This window comes from Lysobacter arenosi, assembly GCF_016613475.2.
Taxonomy (GTDB): Bacteria; Pseudomonadota; Gammaproteobacteria; order Xanthomonadales; family Xanthomonadaceae; genus Lysobacter_J; species Lysobacter_J arenosi.
In genome coordinates this window covers 452,846-476,647 of the sequence record NZ_CP071517.1, presented here as the reverse complement: position 1 = coordinate 476,647, position 23,802 = coordinate 452,846, and the positions used below count along the sequence as shown (strand labels likewise).

The 23,802-nt window shown below is 67.3% G+C and carries 18 protein-coding genes, 1 tRNA gene and 2 pseudogenes; 11 read left to right on the top strand and 10 right to left on the bottom strand.

Annotated features, from left to right (window positions below; translation table 11 throughout):
- Positions 1 to 75: 75 nt before the first annotated feature.
- From gluQRS to phaR, 3 genes and pseudogenes are all read left to right on the top strand, one after another.
- Positions 76 to 1,009, top strand: a pseudogene (gene gluQRS, locus HIV01_RS02395) (tRNA glutamyl-Q(34) synthetase GluQRS).
- 108 nt (positions 1,010 to 1,117) lie between these two features.
- Positions 1,118 to 1,858 carry an acetoacetyl-CoA reductase gene (gene phbB / locus HIV01_RS02390; protein WP_200604661.1) on the top strand — a complete coding sequence of 247 codons (741 nt, stop codon included), beginning with the start codon at positions 1,118 to 1,120 and terminating at the stop codon, positions 1,856 to 1,858.
- A 177-nt stretch (positions 1,859 to 2,035) separates the two neighbouring features.
- Entirely contained in the window at positions 2,036 to 2,539 is a 504-nt protein-coding gene (gene phaR / locus HIV01_RS02385) for a polyhydroxyalkanoate synthesis repressor PhaR (RefSeq protein ID WP_200604660.1), read from the top strand.
- 45 nt (positions 2,540 to 2,584) lie between these two features.
- On the opposite strand, the gene HIV01_RS02380 is transcribed toward phaR, so the two are convergent.
- Together HIV01_RS02380 and HIV01_RS02375 are read right to left on the bottom strand one after the other, a co-directional pair.
- Positions 2,585 to 3,496, bottom strand: a complete 912-nt coding sequence (locus HIV01_RS02380) for a M48 family metallopeptidase (RefSeq protein WP_200604659.1) — start codon at positions 3,494 to 3,496, stop codon at positions 2,585 to 2,587.
- Positions 3,497 to 3,557: 61 nt separating this feature from the next.
- A complete protein-coding gene (locus HIV01_RS02375) occupies positions 3,558 to 5,411 on the bottom strand; it encodes a formylglycine-generating enzyme family protein (protein ID WP_207527061.1) in 1,854 nt (617 codons plus the stop codon).
- An 86-nt stretch (positions 5,412 to 5,497) separates the two neighbouring features.
- Between HIV01_RS02375 and rnd the strand changes: the two genes are divergently transcribed.
- The 3 genes from rnd (at position 5,498) to HIV01_RS02360 (ending at position 7,828) form a co-directional block, all read left to right on the top strand.
- Positions 5,498 to 6,601, top strand: a complete 1,104-nt coding sequence (gene rnd, locus HIV01_RS02370) for a ribonuclease D (RefSeq protein WP_207527060.1) — start codon at positions 5,498 to 5,500, stop codon at positions 6,599 to 6,601.
- 87 nt (positions 6,602 to 6,688) lie between these two features.
- Positions 6,689 to 7,645: a formylglycine-generating enzyme family protein gene (locus HIV01_RS02365; RefSeq protein ID WP_200604656.1), complete on the top strand. Its 957-nt coding sequence runs from the start codon at positions 6,689 to 6,691 to the stop codon at positions 7,643 to 7,645.
- A 107-nt stretch (positions 7,646 to 7,752) separates the two neighbouring features.
- Positions 7,753 to 7,828, top strand: a tRNA-Ala gene (locus tag HIV01_RS02360).
- Positions 7,829 to 7,913: 85 nt separating this feature from the next.
- On the opposite strand, the gene HIV01_RS02355 is transcribed toward HIV01_RS02360, so the two are convergent.
- Positions 7,914 to 8,828, bottom strand: coding sequence for a LysR family transcriptional regulator (locus HIV01_RS02355; protein ID WP_200604655.1), 915 nt, complete (start codon positions 8,826 to 8,828; stop codon positions 7,914 to 7,916).
- A gap of 112 nt (positions 8,829 to 8,940) precedes the next feature.
- Between HIV01_RS02355 and HIV01_RS02350 the strand changes: the two genes are divergently transcribed.
- Positions 8,941 to 10,017, top strand: a complete 1,077-nt coding sequence (locus HIV01_RS02350; protein WP_200604654.1) for an alkene reductase — start codon at positions 8,941 to 8,943, stop codon at positions 10,015 to 10,017.
- A gap of 42 nt (positions 10,018 to 10,059) precedes the next feature.
- Here the strand turns inward: HIV01_RS02350 and HIV01_RS02345 are convergent, their stop codons facing one another.
- The 4 genes and pseudogenes from HIV01_RS02345 to HIV01_RS18075 form a co-directional block, all read right to left on the bottom strand.
- Positions 10,060 to 10,698 (bottom strand): ATPase, encoded by a 639-nt coding sequence (locus tag HIV01_RS02345; RefSeq protein ID WP_200604653.1) that lies wholly within the window; start codon positions 10,696 to 10,698, stop codon positions 10,060 to 10,062.
- Positions 10,695 to 11,051, bottom strand: coding sequence for a type II toxin-antitoxin system prevent-host-death family antitoxin (locus tag HIV01_RS02340; protein ID WP_200604652.1), 357 nt, complete (start codon positions 11,049 to 11,051; stop codon positions 10,695 to 10,697). The genes HIV01_RS02345 and HIV01_RS02340 overlap by 4 nt, the downstream gene beginning before the upstream one ends.
- Positions 11,052 to 11,237: 186 nt before the next feature.
- Complete coding sequence (locus HIV01_RS02335; RefSeq protein WP_200604651.1) at positions 11,238 to 11,615, bottom strand: EF-hand domain-containing protein; 378 nt, start codon at positions 11,613 to 11,615, stop codon at positions 11,238 to 11,240.
- 298 nt (positions 11,616 to 11,913) lie between these two features.
- Positions 11,914 to 12,048 (bottom strand): annotated as a pseudogene (locus HIV01_RS18075) (glycine zipper 2TM domain-containing protein); the annotation flags it as partial.
- A 375-nt stretch (positions 12,049 to 12,423) separates the two neighbouring features.
- On the opposite strand from HIV01_RS18075, the gene HIV01_RS02325 reads away from it, so the two are divergent.
- From HIV01_RS02325 to HIV01_RS02315, 3 genes are read left to right on the top strand one after another with little or no spacing between them, the layout of a single operon-like run.
- Positions 12,424 to 13,656, top strand: a complete 1,233-nt coding sequence (locus tag HIV01_RS02325; protein WP_200604649.1) for an efflux RND transporter periplasmic adaptor subunit — start codon at positions 12,424 to 12,426, stop codon at positions 13,654 to 13,656.
- A gap of 12 nt (positions 13,657 to 13,668) precedes the next feature.
- On the top strand, positions 13,669 to 16,851 hold the full coding sequence (locus tag HIV01_RS02320; RefSeq protein WP_200604648.1) for an efflux RND transporter permease subunit: 3,183 nt from the start codon (positions 13,669 to 13,671) through the stop codon (positions 16,849 to 16,851).
- Positions 16,851 to 18,257, top strand: a complete 1,407-nt coding sequence (locus tag HIV01_RS02315; protein ID WP_200604647.1) for an efflux transporter outer membrane subunit — start codon at positions 16,851 to 16,853, stop codon at positions 18,255 to 18,257. Before HIV01_RS02320 ends, HIV01_RS02315 begins: the two co-directional genes overlap by 1 nt.
- 34 nt (positions 18,258 to 18,291) lie before the next feature.
- Here HIV01_RS02315 and HIV01_RS02310 read toward each other — a convergent pair whose 3' ends face one another.
- The 3 genes from HIV01_RS02310 to HIV01_RS02300 all read right to left on the bottom strand — a co-directional run bounded on the left by HIV01_RS02310 (position 18,292) and on the right by HIV01_RS02300 (position 22,596).
- Positions 18,292 to 19,047, bottom strand: a complete 756-nt coding sequence (locus HIV01_RS02310) for a transposase (protein ID WP_200604646.1) — start codon at positions 19,045 to 19,047, stop codon at positions 18,292 to 18,294.
- Positions 19,048 to 19,155: 108 nt separating this feature from the next.
- On the bottom strand, positions 19,156 to 21,957 hold the full coding sequence (locus tag HIV01_RS02305; protein ID WP_200604645.1) for a serine/threonine-protein kinase: 2,802 nt from the start codon (positions 21,955 to 21,957) through the stop codon (positions 19,156 to 19,158).
- Between the two features lie 15 nt (positions 21,958 to 21,972).
- Positions 21,973 to 22,596: an ECF-type sigma factor gene (locus tag HIV01_RS02300; protein ID WP_200604644.1), complete on the bottom strand. Its 624-nt coding sequence runs from the start codon at positions 22,594 to 22,596 to the stop codon at positions 21,973 to 21,975.
- A 206-nt stretch (positions 22,597 to 22,802) separates the two neighbouring features.
- Here HIV01_RS02300 and HIV01_RS02295 point away from each other — a divergent pair, with 206 nt between their 5' ends.
- Positions 22,803 to 23,801: a serine hydrolase domain-containing protein gene (locus HIV01_RS02295; protein WP_245156891.1), complete on the top strand. Its 999-nt coding sequence runs from the start codon at positions 22,803 to 22,805 to the stop codon at positions 23,799 to 23,801.
- Position 23,802 lies beyond the last annotated feature (1 nt).

Here is a 23,802-nt window from a genome sequence, read left to right as displayed (position 1 = left end):
CCAACGGAAAATGTGGCACGCTGGCGTTGAATTCAAGTGAAACCACGTACGCCCGCTTTGCCAGACGAGCCCGCAGTGTCCCCGACGCCTGCCCCCTACCGCGGCCGCTTTGCACCCTCGCCCACCGGCGACCTGCATTTCGGCTCGCTGCTGGCGGCCTTCGGCAGCTGGCTGCTGGCACGCCAGGCGGGTGGGCGCTGGCTGGTCCGGGTCGAGGACCTGGACCCGCCACGTGAGGTGGCCGGGGCCGCCCGGCGACAACTCGAAACGCTGTCCGCCTTCGGCCTTCACGCCGACGAGGACGTGGTCTGGCAAAGCCGGCGCGGCGCGCTCTACCAGGCCGCGCTCAGCCGCCTGCTCGAGCGCGATCGCGCCTTCCACTGCCATTGCAGCCGCACCGACCTGACCGTCGCCGCCGGCATCCACCGCGCCTGCGTGGCGCGGCCGCCGCGGCCCGATCCGGCGGTTCGCCTGCGCGTCCCCGACGGCAGCATCGTGGCATTCGACGACCTCGTCGTCGGCCACTACCGCCAGGATGTGGCGCGCAGCGTCGGCGACTTCGTGCTGCGTCGCGCCGACGGCTACTGGGCCTACCAGTTGGCAGTGGTGGTCGACGACGCCGACCAAGGGCATCACCGACATTGTTCGCGGCGCCGACCTGCTCGACTCGACCCCGCGCCAGATCCTGCTGCAAAAGGCGCTCGGCCTGCCGACGCCGCGGTACGCGCACCTGCCGCTGGTGCTCGGGCCGGACGGGCGCAAGCTGTCCAAATCAGACGCTTCCCAGCCGGTGGATCGCGAGCGTCCGCTGGCGGGCCTTCGCGCGGCCTGGCTGCGCCTGGGCCAGGATCCGGCCGTGCTCGCCGATTGCGAGCACCTCCCCGACCTGCTCGCGCGCTCCGTCGCCGCCTTCGTGCCCGCCGCGATCCCGGCGCAGACAGCCGACGCGCGCGAGTTGTCATTTGCCTCGGTCACCATGGCCGGACTGGGCGCGGAAAACGGCGACTGACATCGATATCGCCGGTTCCGCAAGCCCACATTGCCATCGCCAATAACCCCCTAGAATCCAATCGACCGGGCCGCACCCGACGCCCGGCAACCCAAAGGAGACGACCCCATGCAGTCACGCGTAGCCCTGGTCACCGGCGGTACCGGAGGCATCGGCAGTTCGATCATCCAGCGCCTGGCGCAGACGGGTCATCGGGTCGCCACCAACTACCGTGACGAAGAGCGGGCGCGCGCCTGGCAGGAGAAGATGCGCGCCGCCGGCGTCGAGGTCACGCTCGCTCCCGGCGACGTGTCGTCGCCCGAACAGGCGCAGGCCCTGATCGAGCAGATCGAACGCGACCTCGGCCCGATCGAAGTGCTGGTCAACAACGCCGGCATCACCCGCGACTCGACCTTCCACCGCATGACGCCGATGCAATGGAACGAGGTGATCGGCACCAACCTCAACTCCTGCTTCAACGTCACCCGGCCGGTGATCGAAGGCATGCGCGAGCGCAAATGGGGCCGGATCGTGCAGATCAGCTCGATCAACGGCCTCAAGGGCCAGTACGGCCAGGCCAACTACGCCGCGGCCAAGGCCGGCATGCACGGCTTCACGATTTCACTTGCTCGTGAGAACGCGCGCTTCGGCATCACCGTCAACACGGTGTCGCCGGGCTACGTGGCGACCGACATGGTGATGTCGGTGCCGGAGGAAGTTCGCGCCAAGATCGTCGCCGAGATCCCGACCGGGCGCCTGGGCACGCCGAACGAGATCGCCTACGCGGTGTCATTCCTGGTCGCCGAAGAGGCGGCCTGGATCACCGGCTCCAACCTCGACATCAACGGCGGCCACCACATGGGCTGGTGAGTGGAGTCCGGGCCGGCTGCCAGCGACCTGCCTGTCCGGTCGCTGATCAGCCGGTCGCTGCCGGCCTGCTGCCTACGCCGCATGCCCCATTCACCCGGCGGACCTGCATTTCGCCAGTTGCAAGCCCTGCCGGCCTGCGCCATGCTGCGAAGCACCACGATTTAGAGCCAATGCTCCATGGCATCGATGCGCGTCATCAAGAAGTATCCGAACCGCCGGCTCTACGACACCGAGATTTCCAGTTACATCACCATTGAGGACGTGCGCCAGCTCATCGTCGACGGCGAGGAGTTCGAGGTGCGCGACGCACGCAGCGGCGACGACCTCACCCGCCAGGTGCTGCTGCAGATCATTGCCGAGCACGAGCAGGACGGCGAACCGGTCCTGTCGACGCAGTTGCTGAGCCAGATCATCCGTTTCTACGGGGACTCGCTGCAGGGGTTCATGGGCAGCTACCTGGAACGCTCGATGCAGGTCTTCCTCGACCAGCAGCAGCAGTTCCGCAACCAGATGGGCGGCATCCTCGGCCAGACACCGTGGGCGCTGATGAACCAGCTCACCGAGCGCAACCTGGCGATGTGGAACGAGTTCCAGCGCAACCTGTCGAGCACGGTTGGCCAGACTCCGAATCCGCCCGGTGCTGCCAACAGCAGCAAGCCCAAGGCTGACACCAAGCGCTGATAGCTAACCCTCTCCCTTCGTGGGAGAGGGCCAGCGCGGACTGCGTCACTTGCAGTACTGCGCGCGGAACTGCTCCGCCTGCGGCATCAGCGACTGCAGCACCTGGATGCGATTGGCCGGATCCGGGTGCGTCGAGGCGAACTCCGGCGGACGCGCGCCACCCTCCAACTCCGACATGCGCTGCCAAAGCGGGATCGCTTCCTGCGGGTTGTAGCAGGCCGCCGCCGCCAGCATCAGCCCGACCTTGTCGGCCTGGGTCTCGTGATTACGGCCATAGGGCAGAATCAGCCCGTACTGCGCGCCGGCGCCCAGCGCCGCCATGATCGCCTGCTGCTGGCCCGGGTCCATCCCGCCCATCGCCATGCCGGCGGCCATCTGCCCCATCTGCACCAGCTTCTGCTGCGCCATGCGCTGCGAGCCGTGGCGCAACAGTGCGTGGGCGATCTCGTGGCCCATCACGACCGCCATCGCGTCGGCGTTCTTCGCCACCGGCAGCAAGCCGGTGTAGACCGCCATCTTGCCGCCCGGCAGGCAGAACGCGTTGACCTGGTCGGACTGGATCACCGCGACGTCCCACTGGAAGGCCTGGTGGTCGACCGGCACTTCCTGCTTGTTCTGCGCGGCCAGTGCCGCGGTCACCTGCGGCACGCGCGCGATCAGCCGCTGCGCGATCTCGCGGATCTGCTGGCTGACCTGGGCATTGGCGGGCAGCAATGCGCCCTGCGCATTGGCATCGCCCAGCACCTGCTGGAAGGCCTGCGCACCCAGCTGCACTTCTTCTTCGGCGGTGGTGCCGTAGTGCGCGGTCTCGCCGGTGTATGGGTCGACCTTGGCGCTGCCGAACCACTGCCAGGCGGCGTAGCCGGCGAACAGGATCAGGATCCACCAGCGCATGCCGCCGAAGCCGCGCCGCGGGCGGCCCTGCTGTCGCGCACCACCCATGGGATCAATCCTCATCGCCGCCTCCTGGTCCGTCCTGGATCCGTGCATTTTAAGTCGACAGACGTGAGGTCCCCGTTCAGATTTCGCGCACCACCCGGAATCCGACGCGCCCGCTTGTCACATTGCCGTCGTTGCCCTGCCGCCACGCCGAACGCGTCTGTGCCGGCGAACTCGCCCAGGAACCGCCGCGCACCACTCTTGAACGGCATCCGGGGTTGAGCCAGGCCGCGCCGTCGCGCGGGGCGCGGCGGTAGGTGTCATGCCAGCAGTCGGCGACCCACTCGCTGACATTTCCGGCCAGGTCGTGCACGCCGAAAGCGTTGGCGCGGTAGCTGCCGACAGGCGCCGGACCCGAGGCGCCGTCGCCGTAGCCGGCGAATGCGTTGTTCCAGCGGCGACCGCTCGGCGACACGTCCAGGGAGCCGGTGAAGTTGCCCGCGCGCACCGGTGGCGTGCCATCGCCCCACGGGTAGCGCCTCGCGTTGCCGGCGCGCACCGCGTATTCGAACTCGGCTTCGCTCGGCAGCCGGTAACGCTGGCCGGTCTGCGCCGACAGCCACTCGGCGTAGGCGATCGCATCCTTGGCGCTGATGTGGACCACCGGCAGGTCGTCACGGGCCGGATTGCCGGCGTAGTCGGACTGCCAGTCGACGTTGCCGCGACGCACGAAATTGCCGCCGCGCTCGTCGTAGGCGTTTGAATAGCCGCGTCGTGTGGCGCGTGCGCGATGTTTGCTCGCCGCCATGAAACGGCGGAACTCGCCAACGGTTATCTCCGTGCGCGACATGGCGAGGCCGCGCTCGAAACGGATGTTGCGCAGCGGCCGTTCGGCATCGCTGGAATCGATCTCGCCCTCCGGCGCGCCCATGCGGAAGGCACCGTGCGGGATCACCACCAGTTGCGGCCCGCGACCACCGCCCTGCATCGCGTCGGTGAAGGTCTGCCCGGGGCGGAACAGGCCGTAATGGGTGGCCAGGTCGATGCGCTCGCGCAGCTCGCGCGCGGCCGGGTCGCCAGCCGGGGCGATGCGCAGCATCACGGCCAGCAGTCGCCGCGCTTCGTCGACGCTGGCATTGCGGGTCAGCACGGTGATGCCGGCGTCGCGCAGCGCATTGACCCGGACGATGCGCTGCATTGCCACGCGGGCGCGGGCATCGTCGACGCTGGCGAAGCCCGGTCGCACCTTCGCCGCGATGTCGAGTTCGCGCTGGGCGTCTTCGTAATCGTCATGGTCGGCGGCGACTTCGGCGCGTCGAATCAACGCGCTCTCGACCGCGGCGATGCCCTGGTTGGCGCGCTGGTCGCCCGGGCGCAGCTCAAGGGCCTGGTGGAAATAACCCAGTGCCGTGTCGTCGCCGCCATCGACGCCGAGACGCCCGGCATTGAGCGCTTCCTCGCCGAGGCGATTGGCTTCCTGCGCCTGGTCGGACTTGTCCAGGCGGGCCAGGTAGGCAACCACCTTGGCATCGTCCGGCGCGACGGCACGCGCGACCGCGGCGACCTCGTGCGCGCGGCGCAGCGACAGCGGATCGCGGTCGATCGCCGCGAGCGCTTCGTTGCCCTTGCCGAGCAGACTGGTCATGGCGCGGCGCATGCCCGCCTGCACCGCGGCATCGTCCGGCGCAAACCGGCGCAGGGCCAGGTACAGCGGGATCGCATCGGCGGCCGTGCCGAACAGGCGCTCTTCCTTCAAGGCCTCGGCAGCGTCGGCCTTGAGCTCCTTGAAGTTGGCTTCATTGACCTCGACCGCAGGCGCGCGCCACGGCGGCACCGGCGACACCGCCTGGTCGGCACTGATGGTCACAATCGGCGCACGTGCGCCGGCGGCTTCGCGGGACGAGCCGGACGGCTCGCGCGAACAGCCCGACATCACAGCCAGCATGGCGGCGAAAGCCAACAACGGTGCGCGCAATCGTCCTCCTCGCCTCATGCCGGGACACTTGGGTGCGTCGAAAGTAGGCTATTGTCGCCCGCCCCGGCAACCTCGCCACCCCCTTCCCCGCTTACCATCCCCACATGCCTGCCGCCTGGATCACCGACCCCGCCGCCCTGCGCGCCCACTTTGCTACGCCGCCGGCGCGGATCGGACTGGACACCGAATTCATCCGCGAACGCACCTTCTGGCCGCAACTGGCGCTGGTGCAGATTTCGATCGAGCGCGGCGACGACGAGCCCGAGATCCTGCTGGTCGACCCGCTCGCGCCGGGCATCCTCGCCGCGCTGACGCCGATCCTCGCCGACGAATCCATCGTCAAGGTGATGCACAGCCCCAGCGAAGACCTGGTGGCCTTCCGCCATTCCTGCGGCGTGGTGCCCAAGCCGCTGTTCGACACCCAGCTGGCCGCCGCGCTGGCCGGCATCGGCGCCGGCCTGGGCTATCAGAAGCTGGTGGAACAGTTGACCGGCGTCACCCTGGCCAAGGGCGAGACGCGCTCGGACTGGTTGCGCCGCCCGCTGTCGCCGGCCCAGCTCGAGTATGCCGCCGACGACGTGCGCCACCTGTTCGAGATGCACGACCAGCTCCAGCACCGTCTGCAGGAACTGGGTCGAAGCGAATGGCTGGCCGAGGACGCCGCACGCACGGTGATCAACGCCGAGAACGAAGGCCCGGAACGCTGGCCGCACGCGACCATGCGCAGTGCCCAGTTCCTCGAACGCGACGCACAGCTGCGCCTGCTGCGCCTGCTGCGCTGGCGCGACACCTACGCCCGCGACAACGACCGCCCGCGCAACTGGATCCTCGACAACGAACTGGCCGTCAACCTCGCCCGCAACCCGCCGATGGACCGCGCCGGCTTGCAGCGCGATCTCGACGCGCACCCGAAGGCACCGCGCAAGCTCGGCGATGCGGTATGGGCGGCCTTGAACACCCCGCTGCCCGATGAAGCCGACGCCCCCGACGCCAACGAGGGCGACAACCGCGACAAGCAGCGGTTGCGCAAACTGCAGGACGCGGTGGCCGCGCGCAGTGCCGAGCTGGGATTGCCCGATGGCGTGCTCGCCTCACGGCGGTGGCTCGAGGCGCTGCTCGATCGCGGCGAGTGGCCGGATGCACTGTCGGGCTGGCGCCGTGAGGCGCTGGAGGCGGGGATTGCGCCGTTGCTGGCGGGGCAGGACTGAAGTCAGGGTGCCCTCTGGCCAGATGCGGCCACAGTCACTCGCGGTTACCTACAATCCAGGACCCTGGCCAGCCAGCAGCGTGCGCATATGCGTAAGAAGGCATGGTGTTTCATCCTGCTGCAGTTATTCATTGCTGCCGCGGTCGCGGCCCCTCCGTTGACGACGAAGGAGGCGGTAATCGACGCCATGCGCCGGGGTGAAGCGGGGGTGACATTCCAGGAGTGCGCGCAATGCCCGGTTATGGTCATCGTGCCGCGCGGACGCTTTCAGATGGGATCGCCAGATTCCGAACCCGGGCGTGGAAAAGACGAATCGCCGCTACACCAGGTGTCAATCGACTACACGCTTGCAGTCAGCATTTACGAAGTGACGCTGGCGCAGTATCGCGACTTCACCGTCGCGTCCAAGCGGGCGGTCGGCGGCGACTGCATTACCGACCGGGTGAAGGTTGGCGACTGGCAACCAAACGCCACCACCACCTATCTGGATCCGGGGTTCTCGCAGGAGCCAAACCATCCGGTGGTCTGCGTGAGCTGGGAGGACGCCCAGGCCTACGTTGACTGGATCAATGTGCAGACAGGCGGAGCCTATCGTTTGCCCACCGAGGCGGAATGGGAATACCTAGCGCGCACTGGCAGCCAGCACGCGTACCCCTGGGGCGACAGCGCGGACGACGGCTGCAAGGACGCCAACAATGCTGACGCGAACTTCGCAAAGAAGTATCCGGACGCGGAGGTGGCTCACTGCGACGACGGATCACCGAACACGGCGCCTGTCGGGCGCTATCGGCCCAATGCGTTCGGGCTGTATGACGTGATGGGAAACGTCAACGAGTGGACACTCGATTGCGGCGCGCCCGACTACCTTCACGCACCCACCGATGGCAGCGCGCAACTCGCGAGGGGATGCGACAGGCGTGTCACCCGGGGAGGGTCCTGGGGCACGACTGCGAAGGACACCCGGTCAGCAAACCGCATGCGGTATTCGGCCGGCGCCAGGGACGACTCGATCGGTTTCCGTCTGGTGCGGGTGGGCGCGGAGTGATCGAGCGGACCTGATCGAGCCTCGCCAGGCCTCTCTTTCCGGCATTTCCGCCCCTGCCGTCGGCCGCCTTGGCAGCCGCCCTTTCCTGCCGCTAGAATCCGGCTCATGGGGCGGTAGCTCAGCTGGGAGAGCGTCGCGTTCGCAATGCGAAGGTCGGGAGTTCGATCCTCCTCCGCTCCACCACTTCATCCAGCCAATGCAGCGCGTTACGCCCCTCGGCGTCACGCGTTGTTTTGTTTGTGCGCCCTGCGGCCCTCGTTCCGCGAAATCACGGCACAGACGCCTTCGCGATCTCCGCCGCCACTTCACTGATCAACGCCCGCAACCACTGATGCGCCGGGTCATGTCGATACCGCACATGCCAGGCCATCTCCGTCGGGAACGTGCCCAGGTCGACCGGTGCCGGCAGCACCTTCAGGCGTGCATCGCCGGCAAGGTGCCGGCAGATCTGCATCGGCAGCGTCGTGCAGTAGTCGGTCACCGCGAGCATCTCCGGGATCGCCAGGAAGTGCGTCACCGAGACGGCCACGTCGCGTCGCAGTCCCTGGCGCTCAAGCGCCTGGAACAGGCCGGCGCGCAGTCGGCCGGCCGGCAGCACGTTGACGTGCTTGAGCTGTTCGTACTGCTTCCTCGACAGGCGCTTGTTGACCTGCGGGTGGTCGGCGCGCACGACGCAGGCCAGGCCGTCGTCCATCAGGTGTTGCACGACCAGGTTGTCCGGCGGATCGACGATGCGGCCCAGGACCATGGCCGTTTCGCCCGAGATCGCGCCGGTCTCGGCGAGGTCGGTGCCGTACGGCGTGAGGCGCAGGCGGATGCCCGGTGCGCGCTCGCGCAGTCGCGCGACGATCGCCGGCACCAGCACGAACTCGACGTAACTGTTTGGCGCGATGGTGAACAGTCGCTCGGCCTTCGCCGGGTCGAAACCCTGCTGGCCCAGGATCAGTTCGTCGAGGCTGGCCACTGCCGCGGCGATGCCTGGCGCCAGTGACTCGGCTTTCTGCGTCGGCTGCATGCCGTAGCGCTCGCGGATGAAGAGCGGGTCCTGGAGCATGTCGCGAAGGCGGACCAGCGCATTGGAGAGCGCCGGCTGGGTGATGCCCAGCCGCGCGGCGGCGCGCGTGACGTTGCGCTCCTCCATCAGGGCCAGGAAGACCGGCAGCAGGTTCAGGTCGTATCGCATCCAGACATGATGCTCCTGAATATCTTAAATTCAACAAATAAATTGGATGAATTAGTCGGCAAGTCGCATTGTTCTTTCCAACGCACCACGGTGCATTAACTGGAACAACGCCATGTCTACCGACCTCCTCTTCTCCCCCACCCGCATTGGAGCCATCGACGTCGCCAACCGGGTCGCCATGGCGCCGCTCACCCGCTCGCGCGCCGACATGGATGGCGTGCAGACCCCGCTCGCGGTCGAGTACTACCGCCAGCGCGCATCGGCCGGCCTGATCATCACCGAGGCCACCAACATTTCGCGCCAGGGTCGCGGCTACGCCTACACCCCGGGCATCTACACCGATGCGCACGTCGCTGCCTGGGCACCCGTGACCAAGGCCGTCCATGATGCGGGCGGCAAGATCGTCGTGCAGCTGTGGCACGTCGGTCGCATGTCGCACGTCTCCATGCAGGCAGACGGCGCCGCGCCGGTGGCACCTTCGGCGCTCCAGGCTGGCGGCAATGTGTTCACCGAAGCCGGCTTCGAAGCTCCGTCCATGCCGCGCGCACTGGAAACCGACGAGATCGCCGGCATCATCGAGGACTACCGCAATGCTGCGCGCAAGGCCAAGGAAGCCGGCTTCGACGGCGTCGAGGTGCACGCAGCCAACGGTTACCTGCTGGAGCAGTTCCTGCGCGACAGCACCAACCAGCGCCAGGACTGCTACGGCGGTTCCATCGAAAACCGCGCACGGCTTACGCTCGAAGTCGTCGAAGCCGTCGCCGAAGTATGGGGCGCCGATCGCGTCGGCCTGCGACTGTCACCACTGTCCACGGCCATTGGCGACACCGCGCTCGACAGCACGCCGATGGAAACCCACGAGTACCTGATCCGACGCCTGGGTGAAATGGGCCTGGCCTATCTGCACGTGGTCGAGGGGCAGCTGCACGGCGACAACGGCGCCTTCGACATCAAGGCATTGCGCGCGGCCTTCAATGGCAAGTACATCGCCAACAATGGCTATGACAGGCAGCGCGCCATCGAGGCGACGACATCGGGTCACGCCGACATGGTCGCGTTCGGCAAGCCCTTCATCGGCAACCCGGACCTGGTGGAACGCCTGCGCGGGAATGCACCTCTGCTTGAGGCGCCGGCCACTTCGTACTTCGGCGGTGGAGCTGCCGGTTACACCGAGCTCGCTGCCGCGTGAAGCACGACGCCCCGGGACCGCAAGGTTCCGGGGCTTGTGTTGCTATCGACCGCTCAACAGCAACGCCGCTTCCAGGAGCGGCTTCGCCCATTCCGGCGTGCGCCCGAGCGAGGCCAGGTCATCCGGCCAGACCAGCTTGCCCGCTTCCATCTCCGCGGCCAGCACCGGATCCGGAATCGCCTTGCCGCGCGCGACGTCGACGCTGTTGTCGTACACCTGCAGATGCGCCAGGTCCGGCATCAGCGCGATCAGGTTCTCAAGTGCGGCCGGGTAACGCTCGCGGATCTTCGCTTCGGGAATGTCGTGCCCGCCCGTGACCACGCGGGCTTTGACGCGGGCGATGTGCTGCTCGGGCGACGAGAGTCCGCAGAACCACATCAACACGTCATGCGTGCGCGCGGCCGCCTTGATCCTGGCCGGCACGGTGCGTCCGCCGAGCGTGGTTTCGAAGGCGTAGTTGCTACCGCGCTCGAGCGCCTCGTCCAGGCGTCGCATGCCTTCCTGCCACGCGGCGGCATTGGCCTGAGTCTGCTCGCATCCAGTTTGCGCGATCAGTTCGCGCGCGAACGTGTCGGGGTTGAACCAGCTCAGTCCGGCGCGTTCGAGCAGGTGGCCGCCGACCGAACTCTTGCCCGCGCCGTTGACCCCGGCAAGGACATAGAGAACGGGACGCGACTTCAATGACTCGCCCCGGCCTTGACCTTGCCGCGCAGCTTGGCCGGCCCGTGCATCAGCGCACGCAGGCGGTCACCGGCGTCGGCGGCCTGCAGCGAGGCCAGGCGCTCATCGAAGCGGTGGCGAAGTTCGTCGAGCGCGGAATCGTTCTTCGCTTCGGCCTCGTGCAGGGCACGGATCATCGCGTCGTACTCCTCGGCCGGAATGATCACCGCCTCGGGCTCGTTGTGGTTGGTCACCACGACCTTGCCCATGCGGCCGATCGCCTTCATCACCCCGCGCCATCCGAGCTTCTTGACGTCCGAGGCGGGCGTCCTGGGCAGGTCTTCGATTGCATCGAGCTTGAGGGGCAGCGCCATGGGGCGGTCCTCGGGATGGGCTTGGGGTAAATATACCCTTTTTACCCTTTTTGGCCAGTGCTCCCGGGCCTGAAGGTGCCAACGGGCGCCCGGACACGCAAAAGGCGCCACGGCGATGCCGCGGCGCCCTCGGGATGCCAGCAAGGAGCACGCATCACCAGGCACCGGCCTGGCGACGTGGCCGCCCTACTTGTGTTTCGCGCTCTCGGCGCGATCGACCGCGCCGTCGGAATTGGCGTCCATCACTGCGAAATCGTTGTCGGTGAAGACGTCGATCTCGTCGATGGTCAGGAAGCCATCCTTGTTGCTGTCAATCCTGTCGAACTTGCTCGGGTCCGGTGCGGACGCCAGCTCGGCGCGCGACAGCTTGCCATCGCCATCGCCATTGCCGTCGTAGAGCAGCACCAGCTCCTGCACGAAGCCGCCGTACTCGTTGCGATCGACTTTGCCGTCATGGTTCGCGTCGGCCGCATCGAAGCGCGCGGGCGCTGCATCGGCCTTGACCTGCGCGAACGCCGGCGTGGCAGCCGCGACAAGGAGGAGGAGGATCAGCTTGGTCATCATGATGTTGCCGTCCTGTAGTTGAGCCCGACTGGAGCCTGCCCGCGTGGAGTCAGCCCACATCCCATTGCCCGTTGGATTTCTTGCAGGCGGTGCCGGTCGTCTCGTCGACCGATTCGCCACCGATGCTCAGGCCACGGCGGAAGTCGCGGCAAACGCGTCCGTCCGTCATCCGCTTGGTGTTGAGGGCGACGAAGTAGCCGGACTCGTTGGTGCGCGGGTCGGACCACGTGATCTTCTGGCCCGAGGCACCCTGGTTGAGTGCACGCTGCGCGGCGTCCTTTTCGTACTCGGACTTGGCGTGCTTCTTGTAGAGATGATCGCCAAGGAAGCCGCCGGCCACTGCGCCGGCCGCTGTCATCAGCGCCCTGCCCGTGCCGCCGCCGAACATGTTGCCGACCAGGCCACCCACGACCGCGCCGGCGACCACCGAGCCGGACTGCTTCTGGGTTTCGCGCGTGCCCGGATCCGTGGCGCAAGCCGCGAGCGTAAGCGTGACTGCCAATACGAAGACGTGCTTCCCGAAGACGTGTTTCATCCGTCCTTCTCCCTTAGCCACGCCACCACCACGGCGCTGTGACGGGGCAATCATCCTCGGTGCCCGTGAACTGCCCGTGATAGCCATCACGTGCCTGAGTAGGCCACAGACGCTGCCAAGCGGTACAACGTCGTCACAAAACCATTGCATCGACTCTGCTGCTATCGCCGCAGGCGCACGGGTGAACCCGACCGGCTCGTACGGACGGGCGCGGAACAAGGCTGCGGGCACAGCGGGACCCGGTTTCGCCACGTCGACTTCAGGGTGGAAATCATGACCATCGCCGTTGCGGACGTACCCCTGCACGTATCCGCCGTCGATGGCCCGGTGATCCGGTCGGCCGGTCTCGCGTTTGCCCTGGCAATGGCTGGCCTTTTGGTGATGGCAGGCTGCGGAAAGAAGGAGGCTCCGCCGCCGGCTGCAGTGCCGGTCAAGGTGATGACCGTCCTGCAGCAGGACACGCCGCTGTTCGAGGAATTCGTCGGCGAGGTCACCGGTTCGCGCGAGGTGTCGCTGCGCGCGCAGATCACCGGCGTGCTGATGAGCAAGCACTTCGATGACGGCTCGCTGGTCACCGAAGGCCAGAAACTTTTCAGCATCGATCCGCGTGCACCGTTGGCCGAGCAGGCCAACGCGCGTGCAGGCCTCGCCGCCGCCCGCGCCGACCTTGCCCGCGCCCGCCAGGACGTCGACCGCTACGGGCCGCTGGTCAAAGAGAACGCGATTTCCAAGCAGATCTACGACAACGCCGTCGCCGCGATGCAGGCCGCGCAGGCGCAGGTGTCGGCCAACCAGGCGGTGGTCGACCAGGCGTCGCTGGGCGTCGAATACGCCACCGTGACCGCGCCGCTGACCGGCCGCATCGGTGCTGCCCAGGTGTTTGCCGGCGACCTGATCACCGCAGGCACCACTGTCCTTGCCGAAGTGTCGGAAGACGATCCGGTGTGGGTGTACTTCAGCATCAGCGAAGCCAAGCTGCTCGATTACGAACGACGGTACCGCGGCGGCACGCCGAAAGCCGACGATCCGATCCGCCAGGTCAGGATGACCCTCAGCGACGGCACCGAGTACAAGTTGCCCGGCATGATCATCTTCGCCGACCGTGCGCTGGACCCGCGCACCGGCACATACCGGCTGCGCGCCGAGTTTCCCAATCCGCAGCACCAGCTCTACCCCGGCCTGTTCGCACGCATCCAGGTGCGCGCCGACCAGCGCAAGGGCGCCCTGCTCGTGCCCGACCGCGCGGTGGTGCAGACACTGGGCAAGTACTTCGTCACCACGGTCGACGCCGACAGCAAGGCGCAACAGGTGCCGGTCGTTCCCGGCCCGCGTTACGGCGGCCTGTGGGTCATCGACAAGGGCCTGAAGCCGGGCGACACCGTGGTGGTGGAAGGCGTGCAGAAGGCGCGCCCGGGCGTGCCGCTGAAGGTGACCAAGGTGACGTACGAGCAACTCCAGGCGCCTGCCCCCGTGGCACAGCCGCCCGGCGGCGCGACCAAGGGCTGAGGGGCGCACACCATGGCGCGCTTCTTCATCGACCGCCCGGTTTTTGCGATCGTCATATCGCTGTTCCTGGTGCTGGCCGGGACGCTGGTGATGATCGGCCTGCCGATCTCGCAGTTCCCCGACATCGCCCTGCCCAACGTCAAGGTCACCACGCTCTATCCGGGCGCGAGCGCGGACGTGGTCGAGGACGCGGTCACCGCGCCGCTCGATACGCAGATCAACGGCGTCACCGACATGAAGTACATCAAGTCGGTGTCCGGTGACGACGGCTCGACATCCATCTCGGTCACCTTCGACCTGGAGCGCGATGTCGACATCGCCTCGGTGGAAACGCAGAACCGCGTTGCCCAGATCCAGCCGCGCCTGCCAAGCGAGGTCAACGACATCGGCGTGACGGTGGCCAAGAGCTCGCCCGACACGCTGATGTTCCTGTCGTTCTATTCGCCCAAGGGCAGCTACGACCAGCTGTTCCTCAACAACTACCTCTACAACTACATCCTCGACACGCTCAAGCGGGTCAGGGGCGTCGGCGAGGCCAAGGTCTACGGTTCCGAGTTCGGCATGCGCCTGTGGCTGCGGCCGGACAAGATGGCCACCCTCGGCCTGACCGCCACCGACGTGGTCAACGCGATCCAGGAACAGAACAAGCAGGCCGCGGCCGGCCAGGTCGGCCAGCCACCGGCCGACTCGCCCAGCGGCTTCCAGTATTCGCTGCGACTGCAGGGGCGGCTGGTCGAGCAGTCCGAGTTCGAGGACATCATCCTGCGCTCGCTGCCGGACGGTTCGTACATCCGCGTGCGCGACATCGCCCGGGTCGAACTGGGCGCCAAGGACTACAGCACGGTCGCCAAGTTCAACGGCCAGCCGGCGGCGGCGATGAGCATCGCCCTTGCACCGGGCGCGAATGCGCTGGAGACGGCCGAACTGATCAATGCCGAGGTCAAGCGGCTGGCGGAGAGCTTCCCGCAGGACCTGGACTACGACGTCACCTACGACACCTCGCTGTTCGTGGTGGCGTCGATCGAGGAGGTCGTGCATACCTTCGTCGAGGCACTGATCCTGGTGCTGATCGTGGTGTTCCTGTTCCTGCAGAGCTGGCGTGCCACGCTGATCCCGATGCTGGCGGTGCCGGTGTCGCTGATCGCCACGTTCATCGCGTACCAGTTCCTCGGCTTCTCGATCAACACGCTGTCGCTGTTCGGCATGGTGCTGGCGATCGGGATAGTCGTAGATGACGCGATCGTGGTGGTCGAGGCGGTCGAGCACATCATGGAGCACGACAAGCTTCCGCCGAAGGAAGCCACGCGCAAGGCCATGGACGAAGTATCCGGGCCGGTGGTGGCGATCGCACTGGTGCTGTCGGCGGTGTTCATCCCGATGGCGTTCGTGCCGGGCGTGACGGGTCAGCTGTACAAGCAGTTTGCGCTGACCGTGGCGGTATCGACGCTGTTCTCGGCCCTGGTCGCACTGACCCTGACGCCGGCGCTGTGCACGCTGCTGCTCAAACCCAAGCAGCCCGGCCCGCCGAAGGGGCTGATGGGTCGGTTCTTCGCCCGCTTCAACCACTACTTCGAGCGGCTCACGTTCCATTACACCGGCGTGGCCAAGCGCGGAACCGGGGCGCTGAAGCACATCGTGGTGATGATGCTGGTGCTGCTGGTCGCCCTGTTCCTGCTGTTCCGCATCACCCCGACGGGCTTCGTCCCGGACGAGGACGTCGGTGCGTTCTTCATGCAGGCGATCCTGCCAGATGCATCCTCGACCAAGCGCACTGACAACGTGGTCAACGAGATCAGCGCGAAGCTGCGCGGTCTGGACGGCGTCGATGCGGTGCTCGGCATCACCGGCTACGACATCATCTCCGGCACCGCCGCGCCGAACGCCGCGATGATGGTGGTCAAGCTCAAGCCCTGGGAGGACCGGAAGGAGAAGGAGCAGCAGGTCAATGCGCTGATCCAGAAGGCGATGGGCATCGGCGCGCAGACGCCGGAGTCGGTGGCGATCGCGTTCAACCCGCCTGCCCTGCCCGGTTTCGGCTCGGTGTCGGGCTTTTCGATGATGCTGCAGGCGCGCGATGGCCAGAGCGCGGAAGAGCTGGCCGAAACGGCGGCGCAGTTCGTCCAGGCGGCGCAGAAGCGACCGGAGATCGGCCGCATCACCACGACCTACTCGGCATCGACGCCCAACTACCGCATCACCGTCGACCGCGAGAAGGTGAAGAAGCTCGGCATTCCGATCTCGGATGTGTTCGGCACGTTGCAGGTCTTCCTCGGCAGCCTGCAGGTCAACGACTTCACCCGCTTCGGCAAGAACTACCGCGTGTCGGTGCAGGCCGACGCCGAGTTCCGCCGCGACATCTCGACCCTGTCGACGCTGTTCGTGCGCAACGGCAACGGCGAGATGGTGCCGCTGGACACCGTGGTCACGGCCACGCCCGGCATCGGCCCGCGTTTCACCATGCGCTACAACCTGTACCGCAGCGCCGAGATGACCGGCTCGCAGGCGCCGGGCTACAGCTCCGGCGATGCGTTGCAGGCGCTGCGCGAGGTCGCCGCCGAATCGCTGCCGGCCGGTTACGGCTACGAGTGGTCGGGACAGACCGCGGAGGAAGTGGAGGCCGGCAACGCGGCCGCCCTGGTGATGGCGCTGTCGGTGGTGGTGGTGTTCCTGTTCCTGGCCGCGCTGTATGAAAGCTGGGCGGTGCCGTTCGCGGTGCTGCTGGCAACGCCCTTCGGCGTGCTTGGCGCGCTGATCGCGATCCTGCTGGCGAAGCTGGACTTCAACGTGTATGGACAGATTGGCCTGGTGACACTCATAGGCCTGGCGGCGAAAAACGCGATCCTGATCGTGGAGTTCGCCAAGCTCTACCGCGAGAGCGGCATGTCGATCCACGATGCGGCGATGGAGGCAGCCAAGCTGCGCCTGCGGCCGATCCTGATGACCTCGTTCGCCTTCATCCTCGGCGTGGTGCCGCTGGTGCTCGCCTCCGGCGCCGGTGCCGCATCCAAGTTCTCGGTTGGCACCGTCGTGTTCGGCGGCATGCTCACCGCCACCCTGCTGGCGGTGCTGGTCGTGCCCGCGCTTTACGTGCTGATCCAGAGCCTGGCCGAGCGCTTTGGCGGACCGCCGAAGTTCAAGGAAGGCGCGGCGACGCCACACCCGCCACAGGCGCCGTCGGAGGGAGGAGCGCACTGATGCGTGCTGCCGCCCTGCTCATCGGTGTGTCGATCGCGCTCACCGGCTGCATGCTCGGCCCGAATTACTCGCGGCCCGACCTGGAGCTGCCGGTGCAGTACCGCGCACCGCTGACCCAGGCCGAGGCGCAATCGATCGCCGATGTCGCCTGGTTCGACCTGTTCCGCGATCCGCAGCTATCGGCGCTGATCCGCGAGGCGATCGACAACAACCTCGACCTGCGCCAGGCATTGTCGCGAGTCGAACAGGCGCGTGCCAACGCCAAGTTCGCGCGCGGATCGCTGGGTCCCGACATCCGCGGCACGCTGAGCTCGACCCCATCGGCTGGCAGCGGCGACGACGACACGGTTTATTCGGCCGGGCTGTCGCTGGTCTGGGAGATCGACCTGTTCGGCAAGCTGCGCCGCGGCAGCGAAGCCTCGCGCGCCAACCTGCTGGCCACCGAGGACGCGGCACGCGGCGTGCTGGCCACGCTGGTGACGCAAGTCGCGGCGACCTGGCTGTCGCTGCGTGAGCTGGACGAGGAGCGCGCGATCATCGAGCGCACCATCACCAGCCAGGAAGAGTCGCTGCGCCTGATCCGCGCGCAGCTGCGCAGCGGCGTGGCTTCCGGCGCCGAGGAGCAGCAGGCGATCGCGCAGCTGGCGACCACGCGTGCGCAGTTGCCGTCCACCGAGCAGCAGATACTCGCCACCGAGAACGTGCTGGCGCAGCTGCTCGGCCGTTACCCGCAACCCATCGACCGCGGCAGCCAGATGGCCAATGGCGGCATGCCCGATTCACCCGACATTCCCACCGGATTGCCCACCGAACTGCTCGAGCGTCGCCCCGACGTGCGTCTGGCCGAGAACCAGTTGCATGCGGCGACCGCGCGCGTCGGCGTCGCCGTCGCCAACCGCTTCCCGTTCCCCACCATCGGTCTGAGCGCGCTGTTCGGCCGTACCGCCGTCGACCTCAGCGACCTGGGTTCGAGCAGCCGCTCGCTCAGCGTCAACTCCTGGGGCCCGTACGTCGATCTGCCGATCATCGACTTCGGTCGCGCCGGCGCCAATGTCGACCTCGCCCGCGCACAGACCGACGAGGCCGCGCACGTCTACCGGCAGACCGTCCTGCAGGCGCTGGTCGAAGTCTCCAGCAACGTCAGCGCCTACGAGAAGTCGGCGAGCATCATCAGCGCCAACGAGGAGAGCACCACCGCCAACCGCGAGAACCTGCGCCTGCAGCGGCTGCGCTACAAGGCCGGCGTCAGCAGTTACCTCGAGGTGCTCGACGCCGAGCGGCAGCTGCTGAGCTCCGAACTCAGCCTGGCCCGTGCCCGGCTGTTGCGCCTGACTTCCTACATCGACGTCTACCGCGCCCTCGGCGGTGGCTGGTCGGACGAGGAACTGCTTCGCATCGCGCAATGACCGCGGCCGGGCCGTCGCAGTGGCAACGCGTTCCTCAATCGTCCTTTCGACGTCGCTGCCGGGTCTTGGCCGCGTCCGTCAGGTAGCGACTGTGGCGCTCCAGCAGAAGGCGTCCCGGCCCGCTTGTATCGCCCATGGCCGCGGCGACCCGCGGCCAGATCCCCGCACTGGACCAGCGCAGGAATCGGACATACACGCTGCGCCAGGAACCACGGCCAGGTGGCAGGTCGCTCCAGACGCAGTCGACGCACGCGACCCACAGCACCGACTCGATGAAGCGACGCACACCCTGTGGCCGGTACTTGCGGCGATCGCCGCGTAGCGGAAAGACCGCCTGCATTACGGCTGCCCATTGCGCTTCGGTCAGGAACGGCTGTTCCGCGGAGGGGCCTGAACTGCCGACATCGCCCCAGATAGAATCGCAGTGAACCACGATCCGGGTCGCGCCGCGTTCCGTCTGCTCCTGGATGCGATCGGCGAAGGTCTCGACGCGTGATGCCGCCTGGGCCAGCAACTCCTGCACAACCGTGGTGGCGACGCCGGGGGCAGCATCCACCACGACCTCGACCCTGCAGCTCCCGGCAACGCGATCGTCGCGGTTGATGCGCAACACGACTTCGCGCAGCGACGGGCTGTCGGCGCCCGCCTGGGGCGCACGCGGCGTTACCGGGTCCGGCTGCGCACCTTCCGCGTCGTCAGTCGTATCGATCGCCTTCCGCACCGGTCGCGCCCTGTTCCCGACGGCGCCCGGTACGAATGTGCCCAAAATGCATTGCAGTGCTGATTCCATGGCCGCCTCGCTTGTCCTGGATCGCATGCGCGATCGAGGCACCGGAATGGCACCCCATCGATGAATCGCGAATCCCGTGACAAACACGACATGCGCCAGCCAACCGCCTCATCCATCCGGACGCCTGGCTGCACGCCGTGCGTACAGATGGGCCAGCCGCAGGTTGCCTGCCCGGCGCTCGACATCCGCCAGCGCGAGGTACGCATCCGACAGGTCCTGCTGGCGGACCTGAGGTACCTGCTTGTGCAGCTGCGTCACGACGGCCAGCAAAGTCGCGCGCGCCGCGGCGACGTCCCCGCGCGCGAGCAGGGCGCGACCCAGGTGCACAGCGGCTCCCACCGTCCGGGGGTGGTCCTGACCGTGTTCCTGGATCAGTTCGTCGCGTGCCGTGCGCAGGGTGTCGATGCCGTCGGCGACGCGGCCCGACCGGTAAAGCGCGACACCGAGGATCTGGCGAGGATGGCCCGCCAGACGTTGGGCGCCGACCAGCGCGTCGATGGCCCTGCGTGCGAACTCGGCCGATTCGAAATGGCGTCCCAGCCCTTCTTCCGCCTCCGCGATCAGCGCGTCCATCGCCGGGACGGCGAAGCCGCGTTCGCCCATGATCGCCACCACGGCCAGGCGCGCACGTACCGCACCGTCCAGGCACTGCTGATGGCGCCCATCGGCGCACTGTGCACGGCTCAGGCCAATGAGTGCGGTCACCGCCAGGTTGCTGCCGGACTGGCCGAACATATCCACGATCCGGATCACTTCCCGGAAATCCAGCTCGGCACTGGCGTGTTGTCCAAGCTCCAGCTTCAGCAGCCCACGATGGATCAGTGGTTGCGCCATGCCCATGCTGTTCTCGCCATACACGCCGATGCGGAATGCCAGTGCTTCGTCGATCAGATGGTCGGCCAGCGCCAGCTCGCCGCTTTCAATCAGGAACTCGATCCGGAACCGCCGGCGCAGGTCGGCTTCGCGCGGATCGACGCGCGCGGCAATCGCCTCGCTGTAGCGGAATGTCGCCATCGCCCGCTCCGGCAGGTTGAGGATCTTCCATTGCACGTAGGCCTGGCGGACCAGGACGTCGAGCAAGGGCAGCGGATTGCTGGCGGCGATGCGTTCGGCCAGCACTCTGGCGGCCTCGTGATCGTGCATGCCCTGCAAGTAACGGCCGCTGATGATCTGGATGTCGCCACGCAATCTCAGCAGGCTCGAACGCAGCGCGAGCGCGCTCGGATGCGTGGCCTGGCCGACCCAGTCCAATGCCTTTGCGACCAGGGGCTCGTCCATCCTGCCCAGCAGGAAAGACGATGTCGCCAGCTGGTAGGCGGTCGTCGCGCGCGTCACCGGGGCGATCTCGTCGGATTCGATCGACAGCGCCTCGCGGAACAACTCCACCGAGGTGCTGTCCTCACCCATCGTGGCGTAGTTCTGGCCGATGGTGGTCAGCAGCCGAAAGCGCAATTCCGGGTCGTTGTCGAACTCGATGCGGGCACGTTTCGCGCCGCGTTCCAACAGCTCGCGCGCGGTCATCCCGGTATCGCCGCCATCCAGTGGCAGCGCCGACGAGAACAGCCGCTCGAGGAACCGCGTCGCCGCTTCTGCTGTCAGCGCCTCGCGACGTGCGCGCTCGGCTTCGATCGCGGCGTGCCGTGCATGCCAGAGCGTCGAACCGGCGCCGGCCAGCATCGCCACGAACAGGGTCGACAACGCCAACACGCCAAAGCGATGGCGCGCGACGAACTTGCCGAGCCGGTAGCACGACGTCGCGGGCTGTACGCTCACCGGGCAGCCGCTCATCCAGTTGCGCAGGTCCTCAGCCAGCGCCGCGGCCGAGCCATAGCGCCGCTCTGGTTCGTACTGGAGGCAGAAGGCGACGATCGCGCCCAGATCGCCGGACAACGCCTGTGCCAGCGAGCGCGGATCGTGGCCGCGATGCTCCGCGAGCTCCGGCGATGCCATCGCCGCTGCCTGCGCCAGTGTCGGCATGGCATCGAGCCGCTGGCGTATCGATTCGACACTGGCATCGGCGGCCGTCAGCCGATACGGCAGCACGCCCGACAGCAACTGATAGAGCAGCAGGCCCAGCTGGTAGATGTCGCTCGCAGCGGTGGCCGCATGGCCGTCGAGCTGCTCCGGCGCGGCGAACTGCGGCGTCATCACCCGCGCCTCCGGTGTCTGCGCGCCACCGTTGCCCTCGATCAACAACTCGGCGATGCCGAAATCGAGCAGCTTGACGCGGCCCTCTTCCGTCACCAGCAGGTTCGACGGTTTGAGATCCCGGTGCACGACGCGCTGTCCGTGCGCGTGGCTGACGGCATCGACTGCCTGGCAGAAAAGCTCCACGCGTCGACGCAGCGCCAGCCGGCGCGCATCGCACCAGTCGCTCATCGGCTGCCCGTTGACCAGTTCCATCACGTAGTACGGCGCGCCGCACTCGCTCATGCCGCCATCGAGAACCACTGCGATACCGGAATGGCGCAACTGCGCGAGGATCTGGCGCTCGCGCAGGAAGCGCTCGCGCGTTGCGGGCGTGTCCAGGCCGAAGCGGATCAGCTTCAGCGCGGCATCCTGCTCGAAAGCGCCGTCTGCGCGCGTGGCGTGGTAGACCACGCCCATGCCACCGCGCCCGATGACCGAGCGAACCAGCCAGGCGCCGATGCGGTCGCCGATGAGATCGGCGCTGCGATCGTCCTGCGCGTCGACCTGTCCCAGCGTTGCCAGCAGCGAGTCGGGATGGCGATCGAGGATCGTACCGTCGGCGGCTTGGTCGCCGTCGAGCAGCTGCTCGGCCAGGGCGCGCAGCCGGGCATCGCCCGCACACGCGCGGTCGAGCCAGGCAGCCCGCGCAGGAGGCGGGAGATCCATGGCCGCGTCGAGAATGTCGAACGCGCGCCGCTGCAGGTCCACCGGCGTTCTCATGACGTTGCTGTCACGCTACTGGTTTCCGCTTTCGCCGGCGGCGAGGGCCGCGCCAAGGAAGGCACGCGCCTTCCTCCAGTCGCGCTGCACCGTGCGGACGGTGACGCCGAGGCTGCCGGCGATCTGCGCTTCGCTGTAGCCGCCGAAGTAGCGCAGCTCCACCACCCGCGCCAGGCGCGAATCGACCTCGGCCAACAGGCGCAGCGCGTTGTCCAGCGCAAGCATGCTGGCTGCGTCCTGCCTGGAGTCCGGAAGGTTCCCGGTCAGCGTGACCTGGACCAGCTGGGCACCGCGCTTGCCGGTGGCGGCACGGCGGGCATGGTCGATGACGATGTGCCGCATCGCCCTGGCAGAAAGCGCGAACAGGTGGTTGCGGTCGCGCGGGTCGATGCTGGCGCTGCTGAGCTTGAGGTAGACCTCGTTGACCAGGGCCGTCGGCGTCAGCGTGGTGTTGCGACTGGCAAGCTGGCGACGGGCATGTCGTCGCAGCTCCTCGTAGATCGCGGCATAGAGACGATCCAGGGCGGCCGTGTCGCTGTTGCGGGCCGTCCGCAACAGGCTTTCGAGTGTCTGTTCCTGCAACGGACACGCCGACTCGTTTCCACCGCCGACGGCGGCTCCATCCTTGCGCTCATCCATGAGCATTGCCTCGAATCCAGATCCGATCAGACCAGGCGATTGTGGTCCCGGGCCATCGGCGCCGCAAGCCGGCCGGCTTCGCCATCGGCAGCACGCACCAACGCCCATTCGCGTCGTCGTACCGCTACCATCTGCCGATGCGCACACCCGCCTGGCTACTCGGATCCGTCCTCCTTCTCGCTGGCTGCGCGACCGGGGACCACACCATGAGGCAGCACACGACACTCCAGGAAGGGATCGACGCGTTGATGCGCGACTACGACGGCCAGGCGCCCGGAGCATCCGTGCTGGTGCTGCGCGACGGCCAGGCCCTGGTGCAGCGCAGTTACGGTCTCGCCGACTTCGAATCGAACATCGCGGCAAACCCGGACAGCAACTACCGCCTGGCATCGGTCAGCAAGCAGTTCACCGCGGCGGCAATCCTGTTGCTCGCGCAGGATGGCCGCCTGCGTCTGGACGACCCCGCACGGCGCTGGCTGCCGGAGCTGCCGGCAGCCGCCGACGCGGTCACGATCCGCCAGCTGCTCACGCACACCGCCGGGCTGATCGATTACGAGGACGTGATGGACCCGGCCAGCGAAGTGCAGGTGCACGACGCCGACGTCCTGCGCCTGCTGTCCTCGCAGGACCGCACCTATTTCGCGCCGGGCAGCGACTATCGTTACAGCAACAGCGGCTATGCACTGCTGGCGCTGATCGTCGAGCGCGCATCGGGCCAGCGTTACGCGACCTTCCTGCACGACCGCATCTTCACGCCGCTTGGCATGACGGGCACGGTCGCCTACGAATCCGGGATTTCCGAGGTTGCCAGGCGCACCTACGGCTACAGTTTCGAGCACGGGCGCTGGAAGCGGACCGATCAGAGCAGCACCAGTGCCGTACTTGGCGACGGCGGCATCTATTCCTCCATCGCTGACCTGGCGAAGTGGGACGCTGCGCTCTATGACGAGCGGCTGCTGCGCAGCGAATGGCTGGCCCGGGCATTCACTCCGGCCACCGCAACCGACGATCCCGACGTGCGTTACGGCTACGGCTGGCGCATCACCGGCGAGACGCTATGGCATTCGGGCGAGACGATCGGCTTCCGCAACGTGATCGTGCGCTATCCGCAGCGCCACCTGACCGTGGTCGTGCTGACCAACCGCGATGACCCGGAGCCTTATGGCCTGGCCAGGCAGATCGCCGCGTTGGCGATGACGCGCTGAG

Coding starts and splice junctions, on each gene's coding strand:
- phbB (WP_200604661.1), top strand. CDS start 1,118: ATGCAGTCACGCGTAGCCCTGGTCACCGGCGGTACCGGAGGCATCGGC.
- phaR (WP_200604660.1), top strand. CDS start 2,036: ATGGCATCGATGCGCGTCATCAAGAAGTATCCGAACCGCCGGCTCTAC.
- HIV01_RS02380 (WP_200604659.1), bottom strand. CDS start 3,496: ATGAGGATTGATCCCATGGGTGGTGCGCGACAGCAGGGCCGCCCGCGG.
- HIV01_RS02375 (WP_207527061.1), bottom strand. CDS start 5,411: ATGAGGCGAGGAGGACGATTGCGCGCACCGTTGTTGGCTTTCGCCGCC.
- rnd (WP_207527060.1), top strand. CDS start 5,498: ATGCCTGCCGCCTGGATCACCGACCCCGCCGCCCTGCGCGCCCACTTT.
- HIV01_RS02365 (WP_200604656.1), top strand. CDS start 6,689: ATGCGTAAGAAGGCATGGTGTTTCATCCTGCTGCAGTTATTCATTGCT.
- HIV01_RS02355 (WP_200604655.1), bottom strand. CDS start 8,828: ATGCGATACGACCTGAACCTGCTGCCGGTCTTCCTGGCCCTGATGGAG.
- HIV01_RS02350 (WP_200604654.1), top strand. CDS start 8,941: ATGTCTACCGACCTCCTCTTCTCCCCCACCCGCATTGGAGCCATCGAC.
- HIV01_RS02340 (WP_200604652.1), bottom strand. CDS start 11,051: ATGGCGCTGCCCCTCAAGCTCGATGCAATCGAAGACCTGCCCAGGACG.
- HIV01_RS02335 (WP_200604651.1), bottom strand. CDS start 11,615: ATGATGACCAAGCTGATCCTCCTCCTCCTTGTCGCGGCTGCCACGCCG.
- HIV01_RS02325 (WP_200604649.1), top strand. CDS start 12,424: ATGACCATCGCCGTTGCGGACGTACCCCTGCACGTATCCGCCGTCGAT.
- HIV01_RS02320 (WP_200604648.1), top strand. CDS start 13,669: ATGGCGCGCTTCTTCATCGACCGCCCGGTTTTTGCGATCGTCATATCG.
- HIV01_RS02315 (WP_200604647.1), top strand. CDS start 16,851: ATGCGTGCTGCCGCCCTGCTCATCGGTGTGTCGATCGCGCTCACCGGC.
- HIV01_RS02310 (WP_200604646.1), bottom strand. CDS start 19,047: ATGGAATCAGCACTGCAATGCATTTTGGGCACATTCGTACCGGGCGCC.
- HIV01_RS02305 (WP_200604645.1), bottom strand. CDS start 21,957: ATGAGAACGCCGGTGGACCTGCAGCGGCGCGCGTTCGACATTCTCGAC.
- HIV01_RS02300 (WP_200604644.1), bottom strand. CDS start 22,596: ATGGATGAGCGCAAGGATGGAGCCGCCGTCGGCGGTGGAAACGAGTCG.
- HIV01_RS02295 (WP_245156891.1), top strand. CDS start 22,803: ATGAGGCAGCACACGACACTCCAGGAAGGGATCGACGCGTTGATGCGC.